We start from the raw sequence: 17,760 nt of genomic DNA on the forward strand, positions 1-17,760 counted from the left end.
TCTCACCCCGTGCACAGCAATCCCAGCCCGAGACCGAGCAGCACCGCCGCGATCACCGAGTCGAGCACCCGCCAGGCGAGCGGACGGGCGAACAGCGGGCCGAGCAGTCGCGCCCCGAAGCCCAGCGCGGTGAACCACAGCACGCTGGCCAGCATCGCCCCCGCGCCGAGGAACCAGCGATCCGGGCTCGCGTAGGTGCCTGCGAAGGAGCCGAGCAACACCACGGTGTCCAGGTAGACGTGCGGGTTGAGCCAGGTCAGCGCCAGGGCGGTGGCCACCGTCGCGCCCAGCGCAGCGGTGGCCCGCCCCGCTTCGGCGCTGAGCGTGGCGGAGCCGATCGCCCGCCGGGCCGCCAGGACCGCGTAGCCGATCAGGAACGCCGCGCCCGCGTAGCGCGCCACCACGATCACCTCCGGCGCGGACTCGACGACCACGCCGAACCCGGCGACCCCGGCCGCGATCAGCACGATGTCGGACACCGCGCACACCGCGACCACGGCGAGCACGTGCCTGCCGCTGATCCCCTGGCGCAGCACGAACGCGTTCTGCGCGCCGATCGCCACGATCAGCGAGAGGCCGAAGCCCAAACCGGACGCGGCCGCCACCGCCGCGGAGTACATGCTCACGTCCACCGACGCTATGGCCGCGGATCATACCCAGGCAAGCTAAAGATTCTTAACTATCATTACGCTTTCTTACTATGGATCTCCAGCTCGACCAGCTTCGCGCGCTCGACGCCGTGATCACCGAGGGGACGTTCGACGCCGCGGCGGGGCGGTTGAGCGTGACGCCTTCGGCGATCAGTCAACGGATCAAGGCGCTGGAGGACGCCGCGGGCCGGATCCTCGTGCAGCGCACGAAGCCGGTGCGCGCCACCGAATCCGGGCTGGCCGTGCTCCGGCTGGCCAGGCAGATCCGATTGCTCACCGCCGATGCCGCACGCGAACTCGGCGGCGAGCCCTCCGACGGCCCGATCCGGGTGCCGATCGCGGTCAACGCCGACTCGCTGGAGACCTGGGTGCTGCCCGCACTCGGCCGCGCACCGCGCGGAGTGTGCTTCGAGATCCACCGCGAGGACGAGGAACACACCACCCGGCTGCTGCGAGACGGCACCGTGATGGCGGCGATCACGTCGACCGCGCAACCGGTGCAGGGCTGCAAGGTCGATCGTCTCGGCGCGATCCGCTATCGGCCGATGGCCAGCCCGCAGTTCGCCGACGCCTGGTTCGCGGCCGGTGCGACCGCGAAGTCCTATGCCGCGGCTCCGGTCGTGCTGTTCGACCGGAAAGACGACTTGCAGGATCGTCTGCTGCGCAGACGCAGTCGCAAGCCGCTGGATCCACCACGCCATTACGTGCCCTCGTCCACCGGGTTCGCCGAGGCGGTCCGGCTCGGGCTCGGCTGGGGCATGCTGCCGGACCTGCAGACCCGCGACGATCGAACGAGCGGCCGTCTGGTCCCGATCGATCCCGGCGTCGTGATCGACGTCCCGCTGTACTGGCAGCAGTGGCGCCTGGACTCCCCCGCGCTGAGCGCCGTCGCCGCCACCATCGCCGCCGAGGCGGCGAACGTGCTGCGCTGACGGCGACGAAACCTACTGCCCGGCAACGACTTCACGTCTTCGACACCGCCGGGCCAGGGAGCGCGAGCACCCTGCCCCGACGGGTCCGTATCCGAGAAGGTGCGACCGTGGGCACGGTAGCACCGCCAGTTGTTCGGAGCCCCCCACGAGTGGGATGGGCTACTCGCGCCGATGTTCAGCGCAGGTGCGGCGACGCCCACGACACCACGCGAGTCGAGTAGCTCGTAATCCTCCGAACCGAGACATCGGGGGGTAATTTGATCTTCGCACGCCGACCACAGCTTCAGCGCCATCCCACCCGAGATGCACAGGAGTTCACTTTGGCACGGCACCGTCGCCCGCACCGCTCGCGCACCCGCGGCGCTTTCGCCGTCGCGGCCGCGCTCGGCATCCTGTTCACCGGCATCGGCCCCGATGCGGCCGCACGCCCGATCGGCCCCTACGACGTCGGCGGAGCGATCGAGGTCGAATACGATCAGGCCGGCGGACCGGCGTTCTTCGGCGACCCGGTCACGCCCGAGTCGCCCGCCGCTCGCGGCGGCCGTTACCAAGCGTTCGAGCGCGGCTCCTCCATCTACTTCCACCCCGACACCGGAGCCCATCAGGTCGGCGGCGCGATCCGCGACAAATGGGGCACTCTGGGCTTCGAGGGCGGAGCGCTCGGCTACCCCGTGGCCCGGGAAGCGGCGACACCGTCGAAACCCGGGAGCTACAGCGTCTTCCAGAACGGCTCCGTCTACTGGTCCCTCGGCACGGCGGCGCATCAGATCAGCGGCGTGATCCGCGACAAGTGGGGCTCCTACGGCTGGGAGAGCAGCCCGCTGGGGTTCCCCATCACCGACGAATCCCCCGCGCGCGCGGGCAGCGGCCGCTACAACCTCTTCGGCGGCGGCGCCATCTACTGGTCCGCGCGCACCGGCCCGCACGTCATCTGGGGAGCCATCCGCCAGTCCTGGGAAGCCGCAGGCGGCGAAGCCGGCCGCTACGGCTATCCGACCAGCGACGAATACGACTTCGAGAACGGCAAAGCCCAGGATTTCGAAGGCGGCCGCATCACCTGGACGCCCTAGCGGATTCCGGTCGCCGGAGGATTCGCGCAGCACGTACGTCAACCGATCGGTCTGCTGAGGAGTCGAGGACATGCTTGCTGGACGACTGTATCCGCGTGCCGCCGACGGGCAGCGATTCCGCCTGGAGGACGTACCGGTACCGACTCCGGGACCGGGCCAGGTGCTGATCGAGGTCGCGGCTGCCGGTGTCTGCCTGTCGGATGTCCACCTCATCGAGGGCGTGCTGTCGCCGATGTATCTGACCGGCGATGCGGTCACCCTCGGCCATGAGGTCGCGGGCACGGTGCACACCCTGGGGCCCGAGGTCAGCGGTCACCAGCCGGGTGACCGGGTGTTGTTGCAGGCGGGCGAGATCCGCGAGGGCAAGACCTACACCCGCGGCGTGGACTACGACGGCGGCTGGGCGCAATACGCGCTCGCGGCAGTGGAGACCGTGGTGCCCATCCCGGACGACCTTCCGTTCGAACAGGCCTGTTTCATTCCCGACGCGGTCTCGACGCCGTGGGCCGCCATCACGCGCACCGGCCAGGTCCGGGCCGCCGAGTCGGCGGGCGTGTGGGGTGTGGGCGGCCTCGGCGCGCACGGGGTCCAGTTGCTCCGGCTGATCGGCGCCGCGCCGATCATCGCCGTCGACCCGCTGCCCGCCGCTAGGCAGCGCGCGCTCGAATTCGGTGCGGATCTCGCCCTCGATCCGTCCGACGCGGACCTGCCCGAGAAGGTGTACGCCGCGACCGAAGGCGCCGGACTCGATGTCGCGTTCGACTTCGCGGGCGCGGCGCCCGTGCGCGAACAAGCGGTCGGCTGCCTCGCCGACGAAGGACGCCTGGTGCTGGTCGGGCTGACCGACAAGCCGATCACGATCACGAACGGCACCATCTTCAGCTTCCGGCAGCAGCAGCTGCGCGGACATTACGGCTCCGAACCGGATCACGTGCTCGAACTGGTGCGACTGCGCCGCGCCCATCGCCTCGATTTCACCAAGTCGGTGAGTGCCGTCCTCCCGCTTGCCGAAGCGGAGCGAGCGGTGCACGCGTTGGAGAACAAAGAAGGCGATCCGATCCGCATCGTGCTGACGCCGTGAATTCTCGGCAATCCGGACATCGGGGCGGTTCGTAACGGCTCCGCCGGCGACCCCAACTCTCGTTGGGGCCGCCGCGGCCGAACCAGCCAGTGCCCGAGCCGATCCTCAGACCCCGACCTCGACAGGGATACTGCCATATCCCGGCGGCCGCGTCGCATCGGTGATCGTCCATCGGTACATACAGGCGCGCGTGCATGTGCATGCGCGCCGCCGATCTCGAAAACCTCGAATTTCGAGGTGAACGCATTCTGATTGATAACAAATGAGCATCAGACGTGTAGTCGAGATACCGAACTGTTACCTACCGACGACCACTTCTCGACGACTTACCCTTGCCACCAACGCCTTTCGAGCCCCAACTCGAGGATTGCGTTCAGAGCCTTCGACATTCGGTCCGGCGCAGCAAGATAGAGCCGACCGCCCGGTTTTCCGACGGCCCTCGCGAACACGCGCTGGACGCCGCATTCCAGCGACTACCGGCCCGATCGGCAAACTCTCCGCACGGCGTGGCCGCACGCCGGACCGACGACTGGCGCGTCCTAGTCGCCCGATCGCATGCCGGTGAGCAGATCCCACAGGAAGCGCACACTGTCGACTGGCGACAGCGCTTCCACGCTGAGCCGGTTCATGACCGACATGTACAGCTCGACATCGCGCTGCTTGTCGAAATACAGCGAGCTGGTGAGCTGCTCGGTGTACACGATGTCGGCCAGCTCGGGCTCCGGGAAACGAAGAATGCTGAACGGACCACCCGCAGCCGAGTGCCCGCCCGCGGAGTAGGGCAGCACCTGGATCCGGATGCTGGGACGGTCTGCCATCGCGAGCAGGTGCTCGACCTGCTCGCGCAGGACCTCCATGCCGCCGACCGGCCTGCGCAGCGCGTTCTCGTCGATGACCGCCCACAGCGTCGGGGCGGCCACTCGGTTGAGGATCTCCTGGCGGCGCATGCGAATGGCGACGCGGCGTTCGGTCTCGTCGGAGTTGCCGAGCTGGATCACCGCGCGCGCGTAATCGGCGGTCTGCAGCAGACCCGGAACGAATTGGGCCTCATAGGTGCGGATGGTGGTGGCTGCCTGCTCGAGGCCGATGTAGGTCTCGAACCACGCGGGGAGCAGATCGCTGTAGTGCTGCCACCAGCCCGGGTCGTTGGCCCGGCGAGCCAGCTCGAAGTACGTTTCGCGTTCAGCGGGGTCGACAACGCCGTAGAGGCTGAGCAGGTCGCGCAGATCACGTTCCTTGAACCCGGTGCGGCCCAGCTCCAGGCGACTGATCTTGGCGTGCGATCCGCGGATCGCGTCGCCCGCGGCCTCCCTGGTGATCCCGCATCCCTCGCGCAGCTGACGCAACCGGCTGCCGAGCGCGATCCGCAGAACGGTCGGACCACGTTCTGCCGCAGGGAAATCCGCGGGATCGCCGCTGTCGTCGTCGTTGCTCATGCGTGCCTCCGGCCGATCGGGGGTTAGCCGCGGGGCGTAGTGCCTCCACCATCACAGCTCTCTGAACGTCGGCTGCAGATCCTACTCGGACGAACCCGGACAACCGGCCCTACGCGGGCGCGTGCCGGAGCTTCCGTGCGCACGCATGGATTGGCAAGAGTGACAACGCAATATCATGTCCACAATCTCGCGCGCGGCGGGGCGGGGGTGCGTAAAGTCGCCCCCGACAATGGCCACGCCGGATGACGAGCGCCATGGCGTCGACAGTGGGGTCGACGAATGTCTCATCCTCGGCGGCGTCGGCCGCAGAACCCTCGGCGGCGTCGGCCGCAGAACACAGCACCCGTCCCCCACCACGGAGCGCGATATGACATCGAACGACGTGCAGATCACCGATCAGGATATCCGCGACAAGCTGACCGGCGTCCTCGGCTTCACCAGCATCGACCTCGCGACGTCGAAAGACGGCGTGAACTGGTGCTCGAACGCGTTCTTCGCCGAACTGGGCGGAGATCCGTTCCGCTTGACGCTCGTGCTCGAGTCCGGCGGGCGGACGCTGGACGGCCTGCGAGCCAATCCGAGCATCGGGGTCAAGGTCGTCCCCGACGGTTTCCTCAACCCGTTCGCACAGGGGCTGGGCACCGCCGTGGTGCGAACGCAAACCGACGAGCGGGAGGAGACCTTCCGCACCCTGTTACGAAAGGAGCCGCGGATCGAACCGTTCTTGTCGACGCCGATCGAGGCGGTGGAGGTGCACATCGACTGGTGGCGGGTGACGCACGTCCAGGGCGGTTGGTTGCCCGGACATGTCTTGCACCGGCCCGCCGCGTCCTGAGTCACCACGCGCGATCACCGATCCATACCGACCGGTTTCGATGCCCGGCCGCGGGTCACGAGACCGCAGCCCGGATCACGAAAACTGCACTGGCCGAAGGCATCCGCACGGATTGCCCGGCGATTCGGCGGACTCTAGGCTGATGAGCCAGGCGACGGAACTAGAAAGAGGTCTCCATGTCCGATCCCGCCCCCCGGACGGGTGTCCGCGCGCCGGTCGGCGTGGACACGACCCGCGCGAGTATCGCCCGCGTCTACGACGCCACCCTCGGCGGCAAGGACAACTACGAGGTCGACCGCTACGTACGCGACAAAGTCGCCGAAGTCGCGCCGCGGCAGAGCGACGTCGCCCGCATGAATCGCCGTTGGCTGCACCGCGTGGTGCGATACCTGGCCGCTACCGCGGGCATCGATCAGTTCCTCGACATCGGCGCGGGCCTGCCGACCGTCGGCAACACCCACGAGATCGCGCAACAGCAGAATCCCGAAGCGCGCGTGGTGTACGTCGACAACGACCCGGTCTGCAACATCCACGGTCGCGTACTGCTCGAGCGCAACGCGTACACGCATTTCGTGCCCGCGGACCTGACCGAGCCGGACACGCTGCTGTCGCACTCCGAGGTCACCCCGCACCTCGATCTCACCCGCCCGTTGGCGCTGATCCTGTGCGGCATCCTGCATCACGTCGACGACGCTCTCGATCCCGCCGGGATCATGCGTCAATACATCAATGCGCTGCCCGTCGGATCGTATGTCGCGATCACGCATTTCTACGATCCGGCCGATGGCGGCGAGGCGCACGAGATGGCCGTCGAGCTACAGCGGCGGTTCACCGAAATGGGTTTGGGTTCCGGCTGGTACCGCACCCGCGAGCAGATCGCGTCGTATTTCGGCGATCTGGACCTGATCGAGCCCGGGCTGGTCGAGCTCGACGACTGGTGGCCGATGGGCCCCGCGTTACGTCCGCGGCTGACCGAGGAACGTCTGCTGCTCGGCGGGGTCGGCTACAAGTCGGGATCGTCGAACGGCGTCGTGACCAGCCTGCGCCGCCGGTCGCACCAGCACGACCTATCGGATTCCGCCGAGCACGACTCGGCTGAGAGGTAATTGCCACAATGCCCTACGACGACCTGAACGGACCGGATCTGAACGAAGACCGGTGGCGCTTCCTGGAGGTCCCCCTCGGCGAAGGCCGGTCCTGGCGCTACGCGGACCCCGCCGCCCGCACCGAAATCGGCGAGGGCACCGTGTCGGTCCAGATCGACGCCTTCACCCGCTCCCATGCCGACGTGCAGATCCTGGACAACCCGAAGCATCTGCTGGTGTCGACCGAGACGTTCGACCTCACCGGCGGACCACGGACTTTCGCCGTGGAGATGGCCGCGGAGAACATCGGCGCCACCGGTGAGGACTACCGCGACGGGTTCGCCGCGTTCAACGTCCTCGATATGAGCAGCGCCCAGGTCTTCGATCTGATCGCGACCGGCAAGCACGCGTACGCGATCCACGAACGGCTGCTCGTGCCGGGCGTCGTCCCCGCGGAGGAGGCCTTCTCCCACGTGGTGCACGCCCCGCTGGCGGGAGTCGACATCAAGCCCGGCGAGTTCCACCGCTACACCGTCACCCTGGACCGGGCGGCCGGCACCGCGAGCTGGTACGTCGACGACGTCCCGGTGTACCGCGCCCATGCGCCGCAGCTGCCGGAGACGGTGCAGATCGGTTTCGGCATCATCACCTTGCATCCGATCCGAGACGGACGCAGCACCTCGCTGCGCGGGCAGGGCCTGCACGCGGCATGGCGTGATTTCACCGTGGACTGACTGACCGGGCCCGCCGCCCACGGCGGAAGTGCTGGAAAATGCGTGGTGCCCAGCCGCATTCGGCTGGGCACCGGATTCGCCGCCGCCCGTCGGGCGGCCGTTCGCGCAGATCAGACGCTCTGCTTGCGCGGCCATTCGACACCGCGCTGGCGCGCGTACTCGTCCGACGCGGCCATGTCCTCGCCGGTGCCGTGCTCGTAGTCGTACTCGTACTCGTCCAACTCGGCACGACGGCGCGGATCCCACACCATCGCCGCGGCCGACACGGCCAACAACGTGACGACAATGGCCGCGATGACTACATAGAGCACGTCTTTCACCCTCCTGAAGGAAAAATCGAACAGCACCACAGCCGTGCCGGATACTCAACGCGCACAGCTTCTTTCACGTCGCACGCATAGTAAGCCGCAGTACGGCCAACCGGACATTCCGGCGTCGGTTACCGGCGGGTCGCCACCCGATCCGAGCCGGGCGACAACCCCCGCCGATTTCCGGGAAACGCCACCGCGAACCTTCAGCGTCGCTTAGGCTCGGCGCAGTCCCGGTGGCTCCGGGACATCCAGCGCGGCCCCGGTATGCCCAAGCCGGCCGCGATCGCTGGTGGTAGCGGTGGGGTTCACCCGATTCGATGAACCTCGCCGTCCCCCACCTCCGATGAAATCTCACGGACATTCGCACGGAATCACCCGCATCGGGCATCCTTCGAGCTACCGTCTTCGGTCATGGACGACATCGAACTGCAGCCACCGACCGTCGCCTCCGCCAAGCACACCGGACTGGTCCTGGACATCGCGACCCTCGACATCCACAACCCGCTCGCCCGGCCCGGCGAGCTCACCTACCCGTACGTCCGCTGCACCGACCACCGGGTCCTGCGTCTACCCGAGCCGTTGCACCGATGGGCCACCGAGACCATCGCGCTCAACCACACCCAGCACGCCACCGGCGCCCTGCCCTTGTTTCCCGGGCAGGTCGAATTCGGCATCCTCGACGGCACCATGTACGCCGAAGTCCTCTGACCCCCGCGCAGCGGAAGCCCGGCCGATACGGCCGGGCTTTCGTCGTATCAGGGGATCGGCGCACAGGCGGTGCGAACCGCAAAATGCCTGGTGGGCGTATGGCTTGGGGATGCCTGTGGCGCGCGTTCCGGACGCACGACACACTGGAGCCCGTGAATCGCATGTCAACCCGACGGCGCCACCGCGGATCGGACGGCCTGCCGTGACCGACCTCGCTCGCGGTGAGAACCGCCCCGCGCCCGGCGACCGGCTGACGGTGACCGTCACCTGCTCGGCTCCGGTCGACGTCTCGGCGCTGCTGCTGAACTCAGCGGGGCGGGTGCGCTCCGACGCCGATTTCGTGTTCTTCAACCAGCCGGTCGCGCCGGGCGTCACCTATCGGCACGGCCGGGGCGCCGGTGACGTGGTGGACATCCAGACCGGCGCGCTGCCCGGCGACGTGGACCGCGTCGTCGTCACGGCGAGCCTGGACGGCAACGGTCCGCCCACCTTCGCGGCCGCGGGCTCGCTGCGCGCGAGCATCGCGTCCCCCTCCGGCACGCTGACCTTCCCGATGACCGGGCTCAGCACCGAGACCGCCGTGGTGTGCGTGGAGATCTACCGCCGCGGCGGTGGCTGGAAGGTGCGCGCGGTCGGTCAGGGTTACGACAATGGATTGGCCGGTATCGCAACGGCTTTCGGCGTGAACATCGATGACGAACCGGCTCCGTCGCCCGCGCAGGCTCCCCCGTCGGCGCATCGACCTGCGCCGCCCCCGGCATATCACCCTGCTCCGCCGCCGGCGTTCCAGCCCACGCCACCGCCCGCCTATCCACCGCAACCGGCCTACTCCGCACCGGCCGCCGCGGCGCCGCCACCACCGATGCCCTCACCTCAGCAAGGAGCGCTGCCGATGCAGAGCGAACTGTTCGCCCCCAGCCACGCCGAAGTCACCGGCGCGGGCATCCAGAAGCAGGGCGGCAAGATGATCAAGGTGGCCGTGAACGGCGAGGTTATGGCCCGTGCCGGATCGATGGTCGCCTACCAGGGCGATCTGCAGTTCCAGGCGCTCGGTGCGGGCGGGATCGGCCGGGCCATCCAGCAGCGGCTGACCGGTGAAGGCGTTCCGCTGATGAAGGTGTCCGGGCGTGGCGACCTGTTCGTCGCCAACGGCGCCGCCGACGTGCACACCATCGACCTGGACGGCACCGACGGCCTCACCATCAACGGCGCCAACGTGCTCGCCTTCGATTCCTCGCTGCGCTACGACATCCGGATGGTGCAGGGCGCCGCCGGATTCGCCAGCAACGCCGGCTTGTTCAACTGCGTCTTCACCGGCCGCGGCCGCATCGCCATCACCACGCACGGCACGCCGGTGGTGCTCGATGTCGACCAGCCGACCTACGCCGACCCGCAAGCGGCGGTGGCCTGGTCATCGAGCCTGCAAACCGGCATCAAACGCAACGATTCCTTCGGCCTGGGCCGGCTGATGGGCCGCAGCACCGGCGAAGGGATGACGCTGTCGTTCTCCGGACGCGGATTCGTCATCGTGCAGCCGTCGGAGCTGCCGCCGGGCGGTTTCCTCGGGGGCACCGGCGGTGGACAGGAAGCAGGCCAGAGCGGCGGTGTGCTGGGCGGGCTGTTCGGCTGACGGCCGGATTCGCGGCATCGCCCGGCACACCCGCGCGAGGAGGCGCCGGGCCGGGCGGCCGCGGATCAAGCCTGGAGCGATGCGAGCTCCACGACGGTGATGTCCGACGGTGCGCCCACTCGCACCGGTGGACCCCACGCCCCGGCTCCCCTGGACACGTACAGCTGGGTGTCGCCGTACCGCTCCAACCCGGCGACGGTCGGGTTCGCCAAGCCCGCAAGGTAATTGCCGGGCCAGATCTGGCCGCCGTGGGTGTGGCCGGACAGCTGGAGATCCACGCCGTGCGCCACCGCGTCATCGATCAGAACCGGCTGGTGCGCCAGCAGCACGGCGGTGCGGGACCGGTCGCGGTCGCCGAGCGCCTTGCCGAAGTCCGGGCCCTGCCCGGTTCGTTCACCCTGTACGTCGTTCACGCCCGCCAGGTCGAATCCGGGCAGCTCGGTACGGGAATTCGCGAGCAGGTGCATGCCGAGCTCCTGGACATGCTCGACCCACTGCTCGGCGCCGGAGAAGTACTCGTGGTTGCCGGTCACGAAGAACGCGCCGTGCCGCGCGCGCAGCCCGGCCAGCGGCTCCACAGCCGAGCGGAGGTGCTCGACGCTGCCGTCCACCAGGTCGCCGACCACCGCGATGAGGTCGGGCTGGGTGTCGTTGACCGTCCGCACGACCCGTTCGGCGAAACCGCGCCCCAGGATCGGCCCCAGGTGGACGTCGCTGACCACCGCGATCCGGAAGCCGTCGGCCCCGCGCGGCAACTTCGCCAACGGCACGGTGACGCGCTTGACGGTGGGTCCGTTCAGGACCCCGTAAGCGCCGAGGCCGACCGTGGTCGCCGCGGCGGCGACGGCGGCTCCGCCCACCACGCGGGATACGAAGACGCGGCGCGGCAGTGCGGCGCTCGCGGATTCGGCCTCCTCGACCAGATCATCGTTCTGCGGTGCCGGTTTCGGCGCGGGAGCGGTTTCGGGGGCGACCGTGGCCGCCGCGGGTTCGCTCGCCGGGCGGTCGCGAGCGAACCGGCGCAGCGCCAGGTACCGGATCGGTTCGCCGACCAGCGACGCCAGCAGCAGGTAGACGAACAACGCGCCCCACAGATAGCCGGGCCAGGCGATGATCCGCACCACCGCGAACGGAGCGGACAGCAGTTCGGCCACCGTCGCGCCCAGCAGCAGCAGCGGCCCCGTCACCACGACGGCGGTGCCGATTCGTCGCGCGCGTGACTCCGCGATGGTCGTGTCTCGCACGAGTCGCCGCCATACGTACCAGTGGGCGCCCACCACCGCGAAGACGACGATCCCGACGAGAACGAGCACGGCGATTCCGACGAGAACAGTCTCAACCACGGCGGCACTCTCTGTGAAAATTGCGGATGCGCGGCATCAACTTACGTCACGGCGCGGGGACCGCACACGATGCCGGCTTCCCGATGCCGGTCATCTCGTTCGCTCGACCACCCCGCGCAAGAACGCGGCTTGACCCGCGTGCTGCAGATCGTCGGAGATCACGCTGACCAGTCGCACCCCGAGCGTGACCGGCGGGTCCCAGCGGGTGTCGACGACGCGGTCCAGGTCGCCGTCGCCGAGTGTGCGGAGGAAACGCAGTGTCTGCTCGTGCACCGCGTCGAAGTAGCCGGTGAGCAACTCGGCGGGTGCACGGATCACCGCCACGTCGGCGGCGGCGTCGCCGTAGCCGGTCGCCGACTTGTCGATGGGCAGGCCGAACCGGTCGTACCATCCCTGCGCGGTCCAGACCTGTTCGCTACCCGCCGCATCCGCGAGGTGATCGTCCTGCACCCGGGTCAGGTGCCAGATCAGCCATGCGATCGAGTTGGCGCCCGGATCGGCCCGGTACATGAGGTCGTCGTCCGCCGATCCGTCGACGGCTTCGTGCACCACTTCTTTGATCCGCTCGAAAGCGTCGGTCAGCACATCGGCACTGGTAGCCATGAGTCGACGGTACCGAGGGCGGCCGCCGACGACGAGTCGGTACGGCAGCCGGGATTCTCGCACGATCGCACCACATTGAACGTGCCGTTATTCAACGGTACGATATGTGATGGCGATATTGGGTCGATGACCTCCGAATCGGTCACCGACCGGACGAAGACATACCGAAGTGAGGAAGTACCGATGATCCACGACCCCGAGACCGGGCGCGCCCGGCGAGCCGTTGTCCGCGTGGCGATGGTCGCCGCGCTCGCACTCACACCCGTCGCCGCTGTCGCGGCGCCCGCGATGGCGCAGCAGCCGGCCGTCGCGCAGACGAGTCAGGCCGAGGAGATCCACGGTGGCTGGCACCGCCACGGCGGGTGGGGCAGGCATGGCTACGGCGGTTACGGCGGCTGGGGTGGTTACGGCGGCTGGGGCGGCTACGGTGGTTACGGCGGCTGGGGCAATCCGTACGGATTCTGGGGCAGCCCGTTCGGCATCTGGCCCGGCATCGTCTGGATGCTGCCGGGCACCGGAAGCGCGCTCTGAGGACGAGCGCTCCGGACGGTCGGCCAGGTGATCTCCGGCTCCGCGCCAGGACACGGCGATCGCGTGCGCTTCGGCGTACAGCGCGGATCCGGAGGTCACCTGCCGCCGAAGCGAAACAGTCCCAGCGACACCGAACAGCCCATGGCAACCGCGGCTGCGCAACACCGTGGCGGCCTCGAATTGCGCGCACGCGCCGGGACACTCCGTGAGCGGAGGACATCTCCCCCCTTCACCCATCCGAGTCGCAGTGAACCCCAGCACCTTCGCAGCACTCGGCCGACGAACTCGTCGCGTTCCGATTTCACACCCAGGGCGTTTCGGAGTATTTGTCTGTTCATCAGACCGAATTCAGCAGTGCCCCTGAGCGAATCAGCACACAGTCTGCAACCTGGACCTATCGTCGGTTGAAACAGATGTTGCCCGAGAAGAATTCGCATCCGTCCGATTTGCGGTGACGCCACCGATTTTCCGTGAAATTCGCAGAACGATTGCTTCGGGAAAGCCCTGCGGCCAGAATGGGTGGGGCCGAGAACCGGCATCTTGGGGATTCGTCGGCACTCGTGGCCGACACGACTATGTGGGGAAATACGATGAGAGTCAACAGATTCGCCGCCACCGCCCTACTCGCGGTCGGAGCCACCGGAATCGCGACGGGTGTCGCGCACGCCCAGCCCGCCGCGCCCGCGCAGGTCAGCGTGCACGGAGTCGAGCAGGGCATCGGGTTCACCTCGGCGCCCGCCGCCGACGGCACCGGGGTGATCACCACACTCGACGCGGGCACCTTCGCGTTGACCGCCGACGCCAGGGCGGTCGAGCTGCGCAGCGGCACGGGACAGGTCATCGCGACCCTGCCCCTGGCCTTCCAGGCCGCGGGCGCGACGCACGGTCTGGCGCCCGCGATCACCGACGCGGGCCGCACCCTCACGGTGACGCCGGTGAACGCGCCCGCGGCGTCCGAGCGCCTCACCCAGTTCGTCGGTGAGGACGAGACACTGGCCCGCAAGCAGTACAACGCGGGCATCGGCGCACTCATCGGCGCGGGGATCGGCGCCGTGATCGGCTTCTTCCTCGGCGGAGTCGGCGCGCTGGTCACCATTCCGATCGGGGCGGGCATCGGTGCGCTGATCGGGTTCTCCACGCCGTAATCGGCCGGTCCGGTGTGCGGCCGCCGATGGACGACCGCACACCGATCGCCGGTCGCATCGCCGGGATTCCCTGGGCGCGTGCACGCTCGGCGCGGCACTCGACCGAGGGAGACGCGGCGATCCGACCGTCGGCTCCACCGCGAGTCGTCCAGCCCCGTGGACGGCACGCCGAAACGAACTGTCCGCCCGCGCGCTGGGGCATGATGGGGAGGCACGGAGACGATCGGAGCGAAGACACAGGATCCACGAGATGGCACAGCGCAGTTCCCTCTCGCAGCAACGCGCTGCACTGGAGCAAGAGTGGTCCCGATGGATACCCACCGGAGCACCACAGGGTGACTCCACGCTGCGCAGTGAGGTCGCGCAATCGTGGCTTCGGTCGCTGCGCACCGTCGATCCGGCGCGCGACCACGCGCCCCTCGCCGAAGCCGACGTGTCCGCCCGCTGGGCCGAATCCCCCTTGCGCACACCGGTATCCGAGCTGACCGACCAGTTGCGCGACATCACCGAGGGCGCGGGCTACGTCGCGGCGATCACCGACGAGACCGGGACCATTCTCTGGTCGCACGGCGGTCCGGTGATGCGCCGCCGGGCCGAACAGGTGAACTTCGCGCCGGGCGGTCGCTGGGACGAGGCGCACATGGGCACGAACGCGCTGTCGCTGGCGCTGCGCACCGAACGACCGCACACCGTCTTCTCGGCCGAACATCTGGTCGCCGCCCTGCACGGCTGGGTCTGCTACTGCGCGCCGATCCGCGCCGCGGGCGGTCGCCAACTCGGCGTGCTGGACCTGTCCACCACCTGGGACCGCGCCCACCCACTGGCCATGTCCACCGCCCGTACCCTGGTCAGCGCCATCGAAGCCAAGCTGCACCATCGCATGGCCGCACCAGGAGTCCGGCTGACCTGTCTCGGCGCGGGCCGCCTGATCCGCGACGGCGCACCCGTTCGCTTGCGCCCCAGGCAACTGGAGATCCTGGCTCTGCTGGCGCTGGAGCCCGAGGGCTTCACCCATGAACGCCTGCACTTCGCGGTGTACGGCGACCGGCCGGTCGGCACGAGCACGCTCAAGTCGGAGATGTCCCACCTGCGCCGCGCCACCGGCGGCGACATCACCAGCCGGGTCTATCAGCTGGTGAGCCCACTGTCCTGCGACGCCGTGGACGTGCTCACCGCGCTCGAGGCGGGCGACACCGCCACGGCGGTCGAGCTGTATCGCGGGCCGCTGCTACCCGGCTCGGACACGCCGGGGATCGTACAGTGGCGCGAATATCTGGCGGTCGGCGTGCGCACCGCGGTACTGACCAGCGGAAACGTCGAACACGCTCTGCGCTACGGCGAGCGCGCACCGCACGACGTCGAGGTGCACGAACACGCGCTTCGCCTGCTCCCGGCGGGCGACGCTCGTCGCGCGCTCGCAGCCGCCCGGCTGCACGGCGCGCTGCGCGACTGAATTCACCTTCGCGCGTTCGGTGGTCGCGCCGCGGCCGCCGCGCGCCTCAACGTTTCGTCAACCCTCGCCCGGCATAGTGACCCGCGTCACGGTCGATCCGCCGTGCGCATCACGTCCGCAACCAGCGAGGAGTTACCCGCCATGAGCTACGCGAAGCCGGGAGCCGAGGGCAGCGTCGTCGAATTCGCCACGCGCTACGACAATTTCATCGGCGGTGCGTGGACCGCCCCGGTCGAGGGCCGCTACTTCGAGAATCCCTCCCCGGTGGACGGACAGACCTTCTGCGAGGTGGCGCGCTCGTCGGCCGCCGACATCGAACTCGCCTTGGACGCCGCGCACCAGGCCGCCGACGCGTGGGGCGCCACGTCGGCGGCCGAGCGGGCGAACATCCTGAACAAGATCGCCGACCGGATCGAGGACAACCTCGAGGCGCTCGCGGTGGCCGAAACCTGGGAAAACGGCAAGCCGGTCCGGGAAACGCTGGCCGCCGACCTGCCGCTGGCGGTCGATCACTTCCGCTACTTCGCCGGCGCGGTCCGTGCCCAGGAGGGCGGTATCAGCGAAATCGACGCCGACACCATCGCCTACCACTTCCACGAACCCCTCGGCGTCGTCGGGCAGATCATCCCCTGGAACTTCCCGATCCTGATGGCCACCTGGAAACTCGCGCCCGCGCTGGCGGCGGGAAACGCGGTGGTGCTCAAGCCCGCCGAGCAGACCCCGGCATCGATCCTGAAGGTCGTCGAACTGATCGCCGATCTGCTGCCGCCCGGAGTGCTGAACGTGGTCAACGGTTTCGGCGTCGAGGCGGGCAAGCCACTGGCCGCCAGCCCGCGCGTGGCCAAGGTCGCCTTCACCGGCGAGACCACCACCGGCAGGCTGATCATGCAGTACGCCAGCGAGAACATCATCCCGGTCACCCTCGAGCTGGGCGGCAAGAGCCCCAACATCTTCCTGCCCGACATCATGGCCGCCGACGACGCCTTCCTCGACAAGGCCGTGGAGGGTTTCGTGATGTTCGCGCTCAACCAGGGCGAGGTGTGCACCTGTCCGTCCCGCGCGCTGATCCACTCCTCGATCTACGACGAGTTCATCGCCCGGTGCATCGAACGCACCAAAGCCATCCGCAGCGGTAACCCGCTCGACGACGCCACCATGATCGGCGCCCAGGCCAGCAACGACCAGTACGAGAAGATCCTGTCCTACATCGACATCGGCCGCCAGGAAGGCGCCGAGGTGCTCACCGGCGGCGGTCCGCGCAAGGTGCAGGAGTTCCCCGACGGCTACTACGTCGAGCCGACGATCTTCTCCGGCCGCAACGACATGCGCATCTTCCAAGAGGAGATCTTCGGACCGGTCGTGTCGGTGACCACCTTCGACTCCATCGACGAGGCGCTGAAGATCGCCAACGACACCCTCTACGGACTCGGCGCCGGCGTGTGGACCCGCGACATCAACGCCGCCTACCGATTGGGCCGCCAGATCAAGGCGGGCCGGGTCTGGACCAACTGCTACCACGCCTACCCCGCGCACGCGGCGTTCGGCGGGTACAAGAAGTCCGGCATCGGGCGCGAGAACCACCGGATGATGCTCGACCACTACCAGCAGACCAAGAACCTGCTGGTCAGCTACTCGCCGGACAAGCTCGGATTCTTCTGATGAGCGGTCCGGTCCATCGCGTCGAGCTCACCGGAGCGGCGGAGACACTGCTGCACCGGCTGATCGCCCAGCACGGCCCGGTCATGTTCCACCAGTCCGGCGGCTGCTGCGACGGAAGCTCACCGATGTGTTACCCGCGCGGCGAATTCCGGGTCGGTGCGTCGGACGTGCTGCTCGGGCACCTGGCGGCGGACACCCCGTTCTGGATGAGCGCCGACCAGTACGACTATTGGCGCCACACCCACCTCACCGTCGACGTGGTTCCCGGCCGAGGCGGCGGATTCTCCCTGGAAGCACCCGAAGGCGTGCGCTTCCTCATCCGCTCCCGGCTGCTCACCGACGACGAGCTCGCCGTCCTCGCGACGCGGCCGCCGCGCACCGGGGCGGATCTGCCCCACTGACCCGGCGCACCGGCCGCTGCGGGATACGGCAGCGCCGGTGCGCCGTCTGGGGCTGCTCACCGACCGCCGCCTCGGTGAGCAGCCCCTCTCCGGTCCGGACCAGAGCCGAAAAATTTCCATGCGGGAATAGTCGGGGAGCGGATACGGTCGTTC

At 68.7% G+C, this 17,760-nt stretch carries 18 protein-coding genes; 13 read left to right on the top strand and 5 right to left on the bottom strand.

Annotation, left to right across the window (positions count from 1 at the left end; translation table 11 throughout):
• Nucleotides 1-2: 2 nt before the first annotated feature.
• Complete coding sequence (locus tag IU450_RS19630; protein ID WP_195151381.1) at nt 3-620, bottom strand: LysE/ArgO family amino acid transporter; 618 nt, start codon at nt 618-620, stop codon at nt 3-5.
• 80 nt (nt 621-700) lie between these two features.
• Between IU450_RS19630 and IU450_RS19635 the strand changes: the two genes are divergently transcribed.
• From IU450_RS19635 to IU450_RS19645, 3 genes are all read left to right on the top strand, one after another.
• A complete protein-coding gene (locus IU450_RS19635) occupies nt 701-1,582 on the top strand; it encodes a LysR family transcriptional regulator ArgP (protein ID WP_195151213.1) in 882 nt (293 codons plus the stop codon).
• Between the two features lie 320 nt (nt 1,583-1,902).
• Complete coding sequence (locus tag IU450_RS19640; RefSeq protein ID WP_195151214.1) at nt 1,903-2,652, top strand: LGFP repeat-containing protein; 750 nt, start codon at nt 1,903-1,905, stop codon at nt 2,650-2,652.
• Nucleotides 2,653-2,722: 70 nt separating this feature from the next.
• Complete coding sequence (locus IU450_RS19645; protein ID WP_195151215.1) at nt 2,723-3,733, top strand: zinc-binding dehydrogenase; 1,011 nt, start codon at nt 2,723-2,725, stop codon at nt 3,731-3,733.
• Between the two features lie 539 nt (nt 3,734-4,272).
• On the opposite strand, the gene IU450_RS19650 is transcribed toward IU450_RS19645, so the two are convergent.
• Nucleotides 4,273-5,169 (bottom strand): helix-turn-helix domain-containing protein, encoded by an 897-nt coding sequence (locus IU450_RS19650; protein WP_195151216.1) that lies wholly within the window; start codon nt 5,167-5,169, stop codon nt 4,273-4,275.
• Between the two features lie 229 nt (nt 5,170-5,398).
• Here IU450_RS19650 and IU450_RS19655 point away from each other — a divergent pair, with 229 nt between their 5' ends.
• The 3 genes from IU450_RS19655 to IU450_RS19665 all read left to right on the top strand — a co-directional run bounded on the left by IU450_RS19655 (nt 5,399) and on the right by IU450_RS19665 (nt 7,823).
• A complete protein-coding gene (locus IU450_RS19655; RefSeq protein WP_195151217.1) occupies nt 5,399-6,004 on the top strand; it encodes a hypothetical protein in 606 nt (201 codons plus the stop codon).
• Nucleotides 6,005-6,180: 176 nt separating this feature from the next.
• Nucleotides 6,181-7,110: an SAM-dependent methyltransferase gene (locus tag IU450_RS19660; protein WP_195151218.1), complete on the top strand. Its 930-nt coding sequence runs from the start codon at nt 6,181-6,183 to the stop codon at nt 7,108-7,110.
• A gap of 8 nt (nt 7,111-7,118) precedes the next feature.
• Nucleotides 7,119-7,823 (top strand): DUF6081 family protein, encoded by a 705-nt coding sequence (locus IU450_RS19665; RefSeq protein ID WP_195151219.1) that lies wholly within the window; start codon nt 7,119-7,121, stop codon nt 7,821-7,823.
• A gap of 110 nt (nt 7,824-7,933) precedes the next feature.
• On the opposite strand, the gene IU450_RS19670 is transcribed toward IU450_RS19665, so the two are convergent.
• Nucleotides 7,934-8,134, bottom strand: coding sequence for a hypothetical protein (locus tag IU450_RS19670; RefSeq protein WP_195151220.1), 201 nt, complete (start codon nt 8,132-8,134; stop codon nt 7,934-7,936).
• Nucleotides 8,135-8,545: 411 nt separating this feature from the next.
• On the opposite strand from IU450_RS19670, the gene IU450_RS19675 reads away from it, so the two are divergent.
• Both IU450_RS19675 and IU450_RS19680 read left to right on the top strand, forming a co-directional pair.
• Nucleotides 8,546-8,842, top strand: a complete 297-nt coding sequence (locus tag IU450_RS19675; RefSeq protein ID WP_043704450.1) for a hypothetical protein — start codon at nt 8,546-8,548, stop codon at nt 8,840-8,842.
• Nucleotides 8,843-9,044: 202 nt separating this feature from the next.
• Nucleotides 9,045-10,472: an AIM24 family protein gene (locus IU450_RS19680; protein WP_324197735.1), complete on the top strand. Its 1,428-nt coding sequence runs from the start codon at nt 9,045-9,047 to the stop codon at nt 10,470-10,472.
• 65 nt (nt 10,473-10,537) lie between these two features.
• Here the strand turns inward: IU450_RS19680 and IU450_RS19685 are convergent, their stop codons facing one another.
• Nucleotides 10,538-11,815, bottom strand: a complete 1,278-nt coding sequence (locus IU450_RS19685) for a metallophosphoesterase (protein WP_195151222.1) — start codon at nt 11,813-11,815, stop codon at nt 10,538-10,540.
• A 90-nt stretch (nt 11,816-11,905) separates the two neighbouring features.
• Nucleotides 11,906-12,418 carry a mycothiol transferase gene (locus IU450_RS19690; protein ID WP_195151223.1) on the bottom strand — a complete coding sequence of 171 codons (513 nt, stop codon included), beginning with the start codon at nt 12,416-12,418 and terminating at the stop codon, nt 11,906-11,908.
• Between the two features lie 126 nt (nt 12,419-12,544).
• Here IU450_RS19690 and IU450_RS19695 point away from each other — a divergent pair, with 126 nt between their 5' ends.
• The 5 genes from IU450_RS19695 (at nt 12,545) to IU450_RS19715 (ending at nt 17,607) form a co-directional block, all read left to right on the top strand.
• Entirely contained in the window at nt 12,545-12,949 is a 405-nt protein-coding gene (locus IU450_RS19695) for a hypothetical protein (RefSeq protein ID WP_195151224.1), read from the top strand.
• 590 nt (nt 12,950-13,539) lie between these two features.
• Nucleotides 13,540-14,094 (top strand): hypothetical protein, encoded by a 555-nt coding sequence (locus IU450_RS19700; protein ID WP_195151225.1) that lies wholly within the window; start codon nt 13,540-13,542, stop codon nt 14,092-14,094.
• 250 nt (nt 14,095-14,344) lie between these two features.
• Nucleotides 14,345-15,547 (top strand): transcriptional regulator, encoded by a 1,203-nt coding sequence (locus IU450_RS19705; protein WP_195151226.1) that lies wholly within the window; start codon nt 14,345-14,347, stop codon nt 15,545-15,547.
• 141 nt (nt 15,548-15,688) lie between these two features.
• Nucleotides 15,689-17,206: an aldehyde dehydrogenase family protein gene (locus IU450_RS19710; protein ID WP_195151227.1), complete on the top strand. Its 1,518-nt coding sequence runs from the start codon at nt 15,689-15,691 to the stop codon at nt 17,204-17,206.
• Nucleotides 17,206-17,607, top strand: a complete 402-nt coding sequence (locus IU450_RS19715) for a DUF779 domain-containing protein (RefSeq protein WP_195151228.1) — start codon at nt 17,206-17,208, stop codon at nt 17,605-17,607. Before IU450_RS19710 ends, IU450_RS19715 begins: the two co-directional genes overlap by 1 nt.
• The last annotated feature ends 153 nt before the right edge of the window (nt 17,608-17,760 follow it).

The organism is Nocardia abscessus (assembly GCF_015477775.1).
Taxonomy (GTDB): Bacteria; Actinomycetota; Actinomycetes; order Mycobacteriales; family Mycobacteriaceae; genus Nocardia; species Nocardia abscessus_A.

Excerpts from the sequence above, each read along its gene's own strand:
- IU450_RS19630 (WP_195151381.1), bottom strand. The coding sequence starts at position 620 with ATGTACTCCGCGGCGGTGGCGGCCGCGTCCGGTTTGGGCTTCGGCCTC.
- IU450_RS19635 (WP_195151213.1), top strand. The coding sequence starts at position 701 with ATGGATCTCCAGCTCGACCAGCTTCGCGCGCTCGACGCCGTGATCACC.
- IU450_RS19645 (WP_195151215.1), top strand. The coding sequence starts at position 2,723 with ATGCTTGCTGGACGACTGTATCCGCGTGCCGCCGACGGGCAGCGATTC.
- IU450_RS19650 (WP_195151216.1), bottom strand. The coding sequence starts at position 5,169 with ATGAGCAACGACGACGACAGCGGCGATCCCGCGGATTTCCCTGCGGCA.
- IU450_RS19655 (WP_195151217.1), top strand. The coding sequence starts at position 5,399 with ATGGCCACGCCGGATGACGAGCGCCATGGCGTCGACAGTGGGGTCGAC.
- IU450_RS19660 (WP_195151218.1), top strand. The coding sequence starts at position 6,181 with ATGTCCGATCCCGCCCCCCGGACGGGTGTCCGCGCGCCGGTCGGCGTG.
- IU450_RS19665 (WP_195151219.1), top strand. The coding sequence starts at position 7,119 with ATGCCCTACGACGACCTGAACGGACCGGATCTGAACGAAGACCGGTGG.
- IU450_RS19675 (WP_043704450.1), top strand. The coding sequence starts at position 8,546 with ATGGACGACATCGAACTGCAGCCACCGACCGTCGCCTCCGCCAAGCAC.
- IU450_RS19690 (WP_195151223.1), bottom strand. The coding sequence starts at position 12,418 with ATGGCTACCAGTGCCGATGTGCTGACCGACGCTTTCGAGCGGATCAAA.
- IU450_RS19695 (WP_195151224.1), top strand. The coding sequence starts at position 12,545 with ATGACCTCCGAATCGGTCACCGACCGGACGAAGACATACCGAAGTGAG.
- IU450_RS19700 (WP_195151225.1), top strand. The coding sequence starts at position 13,540 with ATGAGAGTCAACAGATTCGCCGCCACCGCCCTACTCGCGGTCGGAGCC.
- IU450_RS19705 (WP_195151226.1), top strand. The coding sequence starts at position 14,345 with ATGGCACAGCGCAGTTCCCTCTCGCAGCAACGCGCTGCACTGGAGCAA.
- IU450_RS19710 (WP_195151227.1), top strand. The coding sequence starts at position 15,689 with ATGAGCTACGCGAAGCCGGGAGCCGAGGGCAGCGTCGTCGAATTCGCC.
- IU450_RS19715 (WP_195151228.1), top strand. The coding sequence starts at position 17,206 with ATGAGCGGTCCGGTCCATCGCGTCGAGCTCACCGGAGCGGCGGAGACA.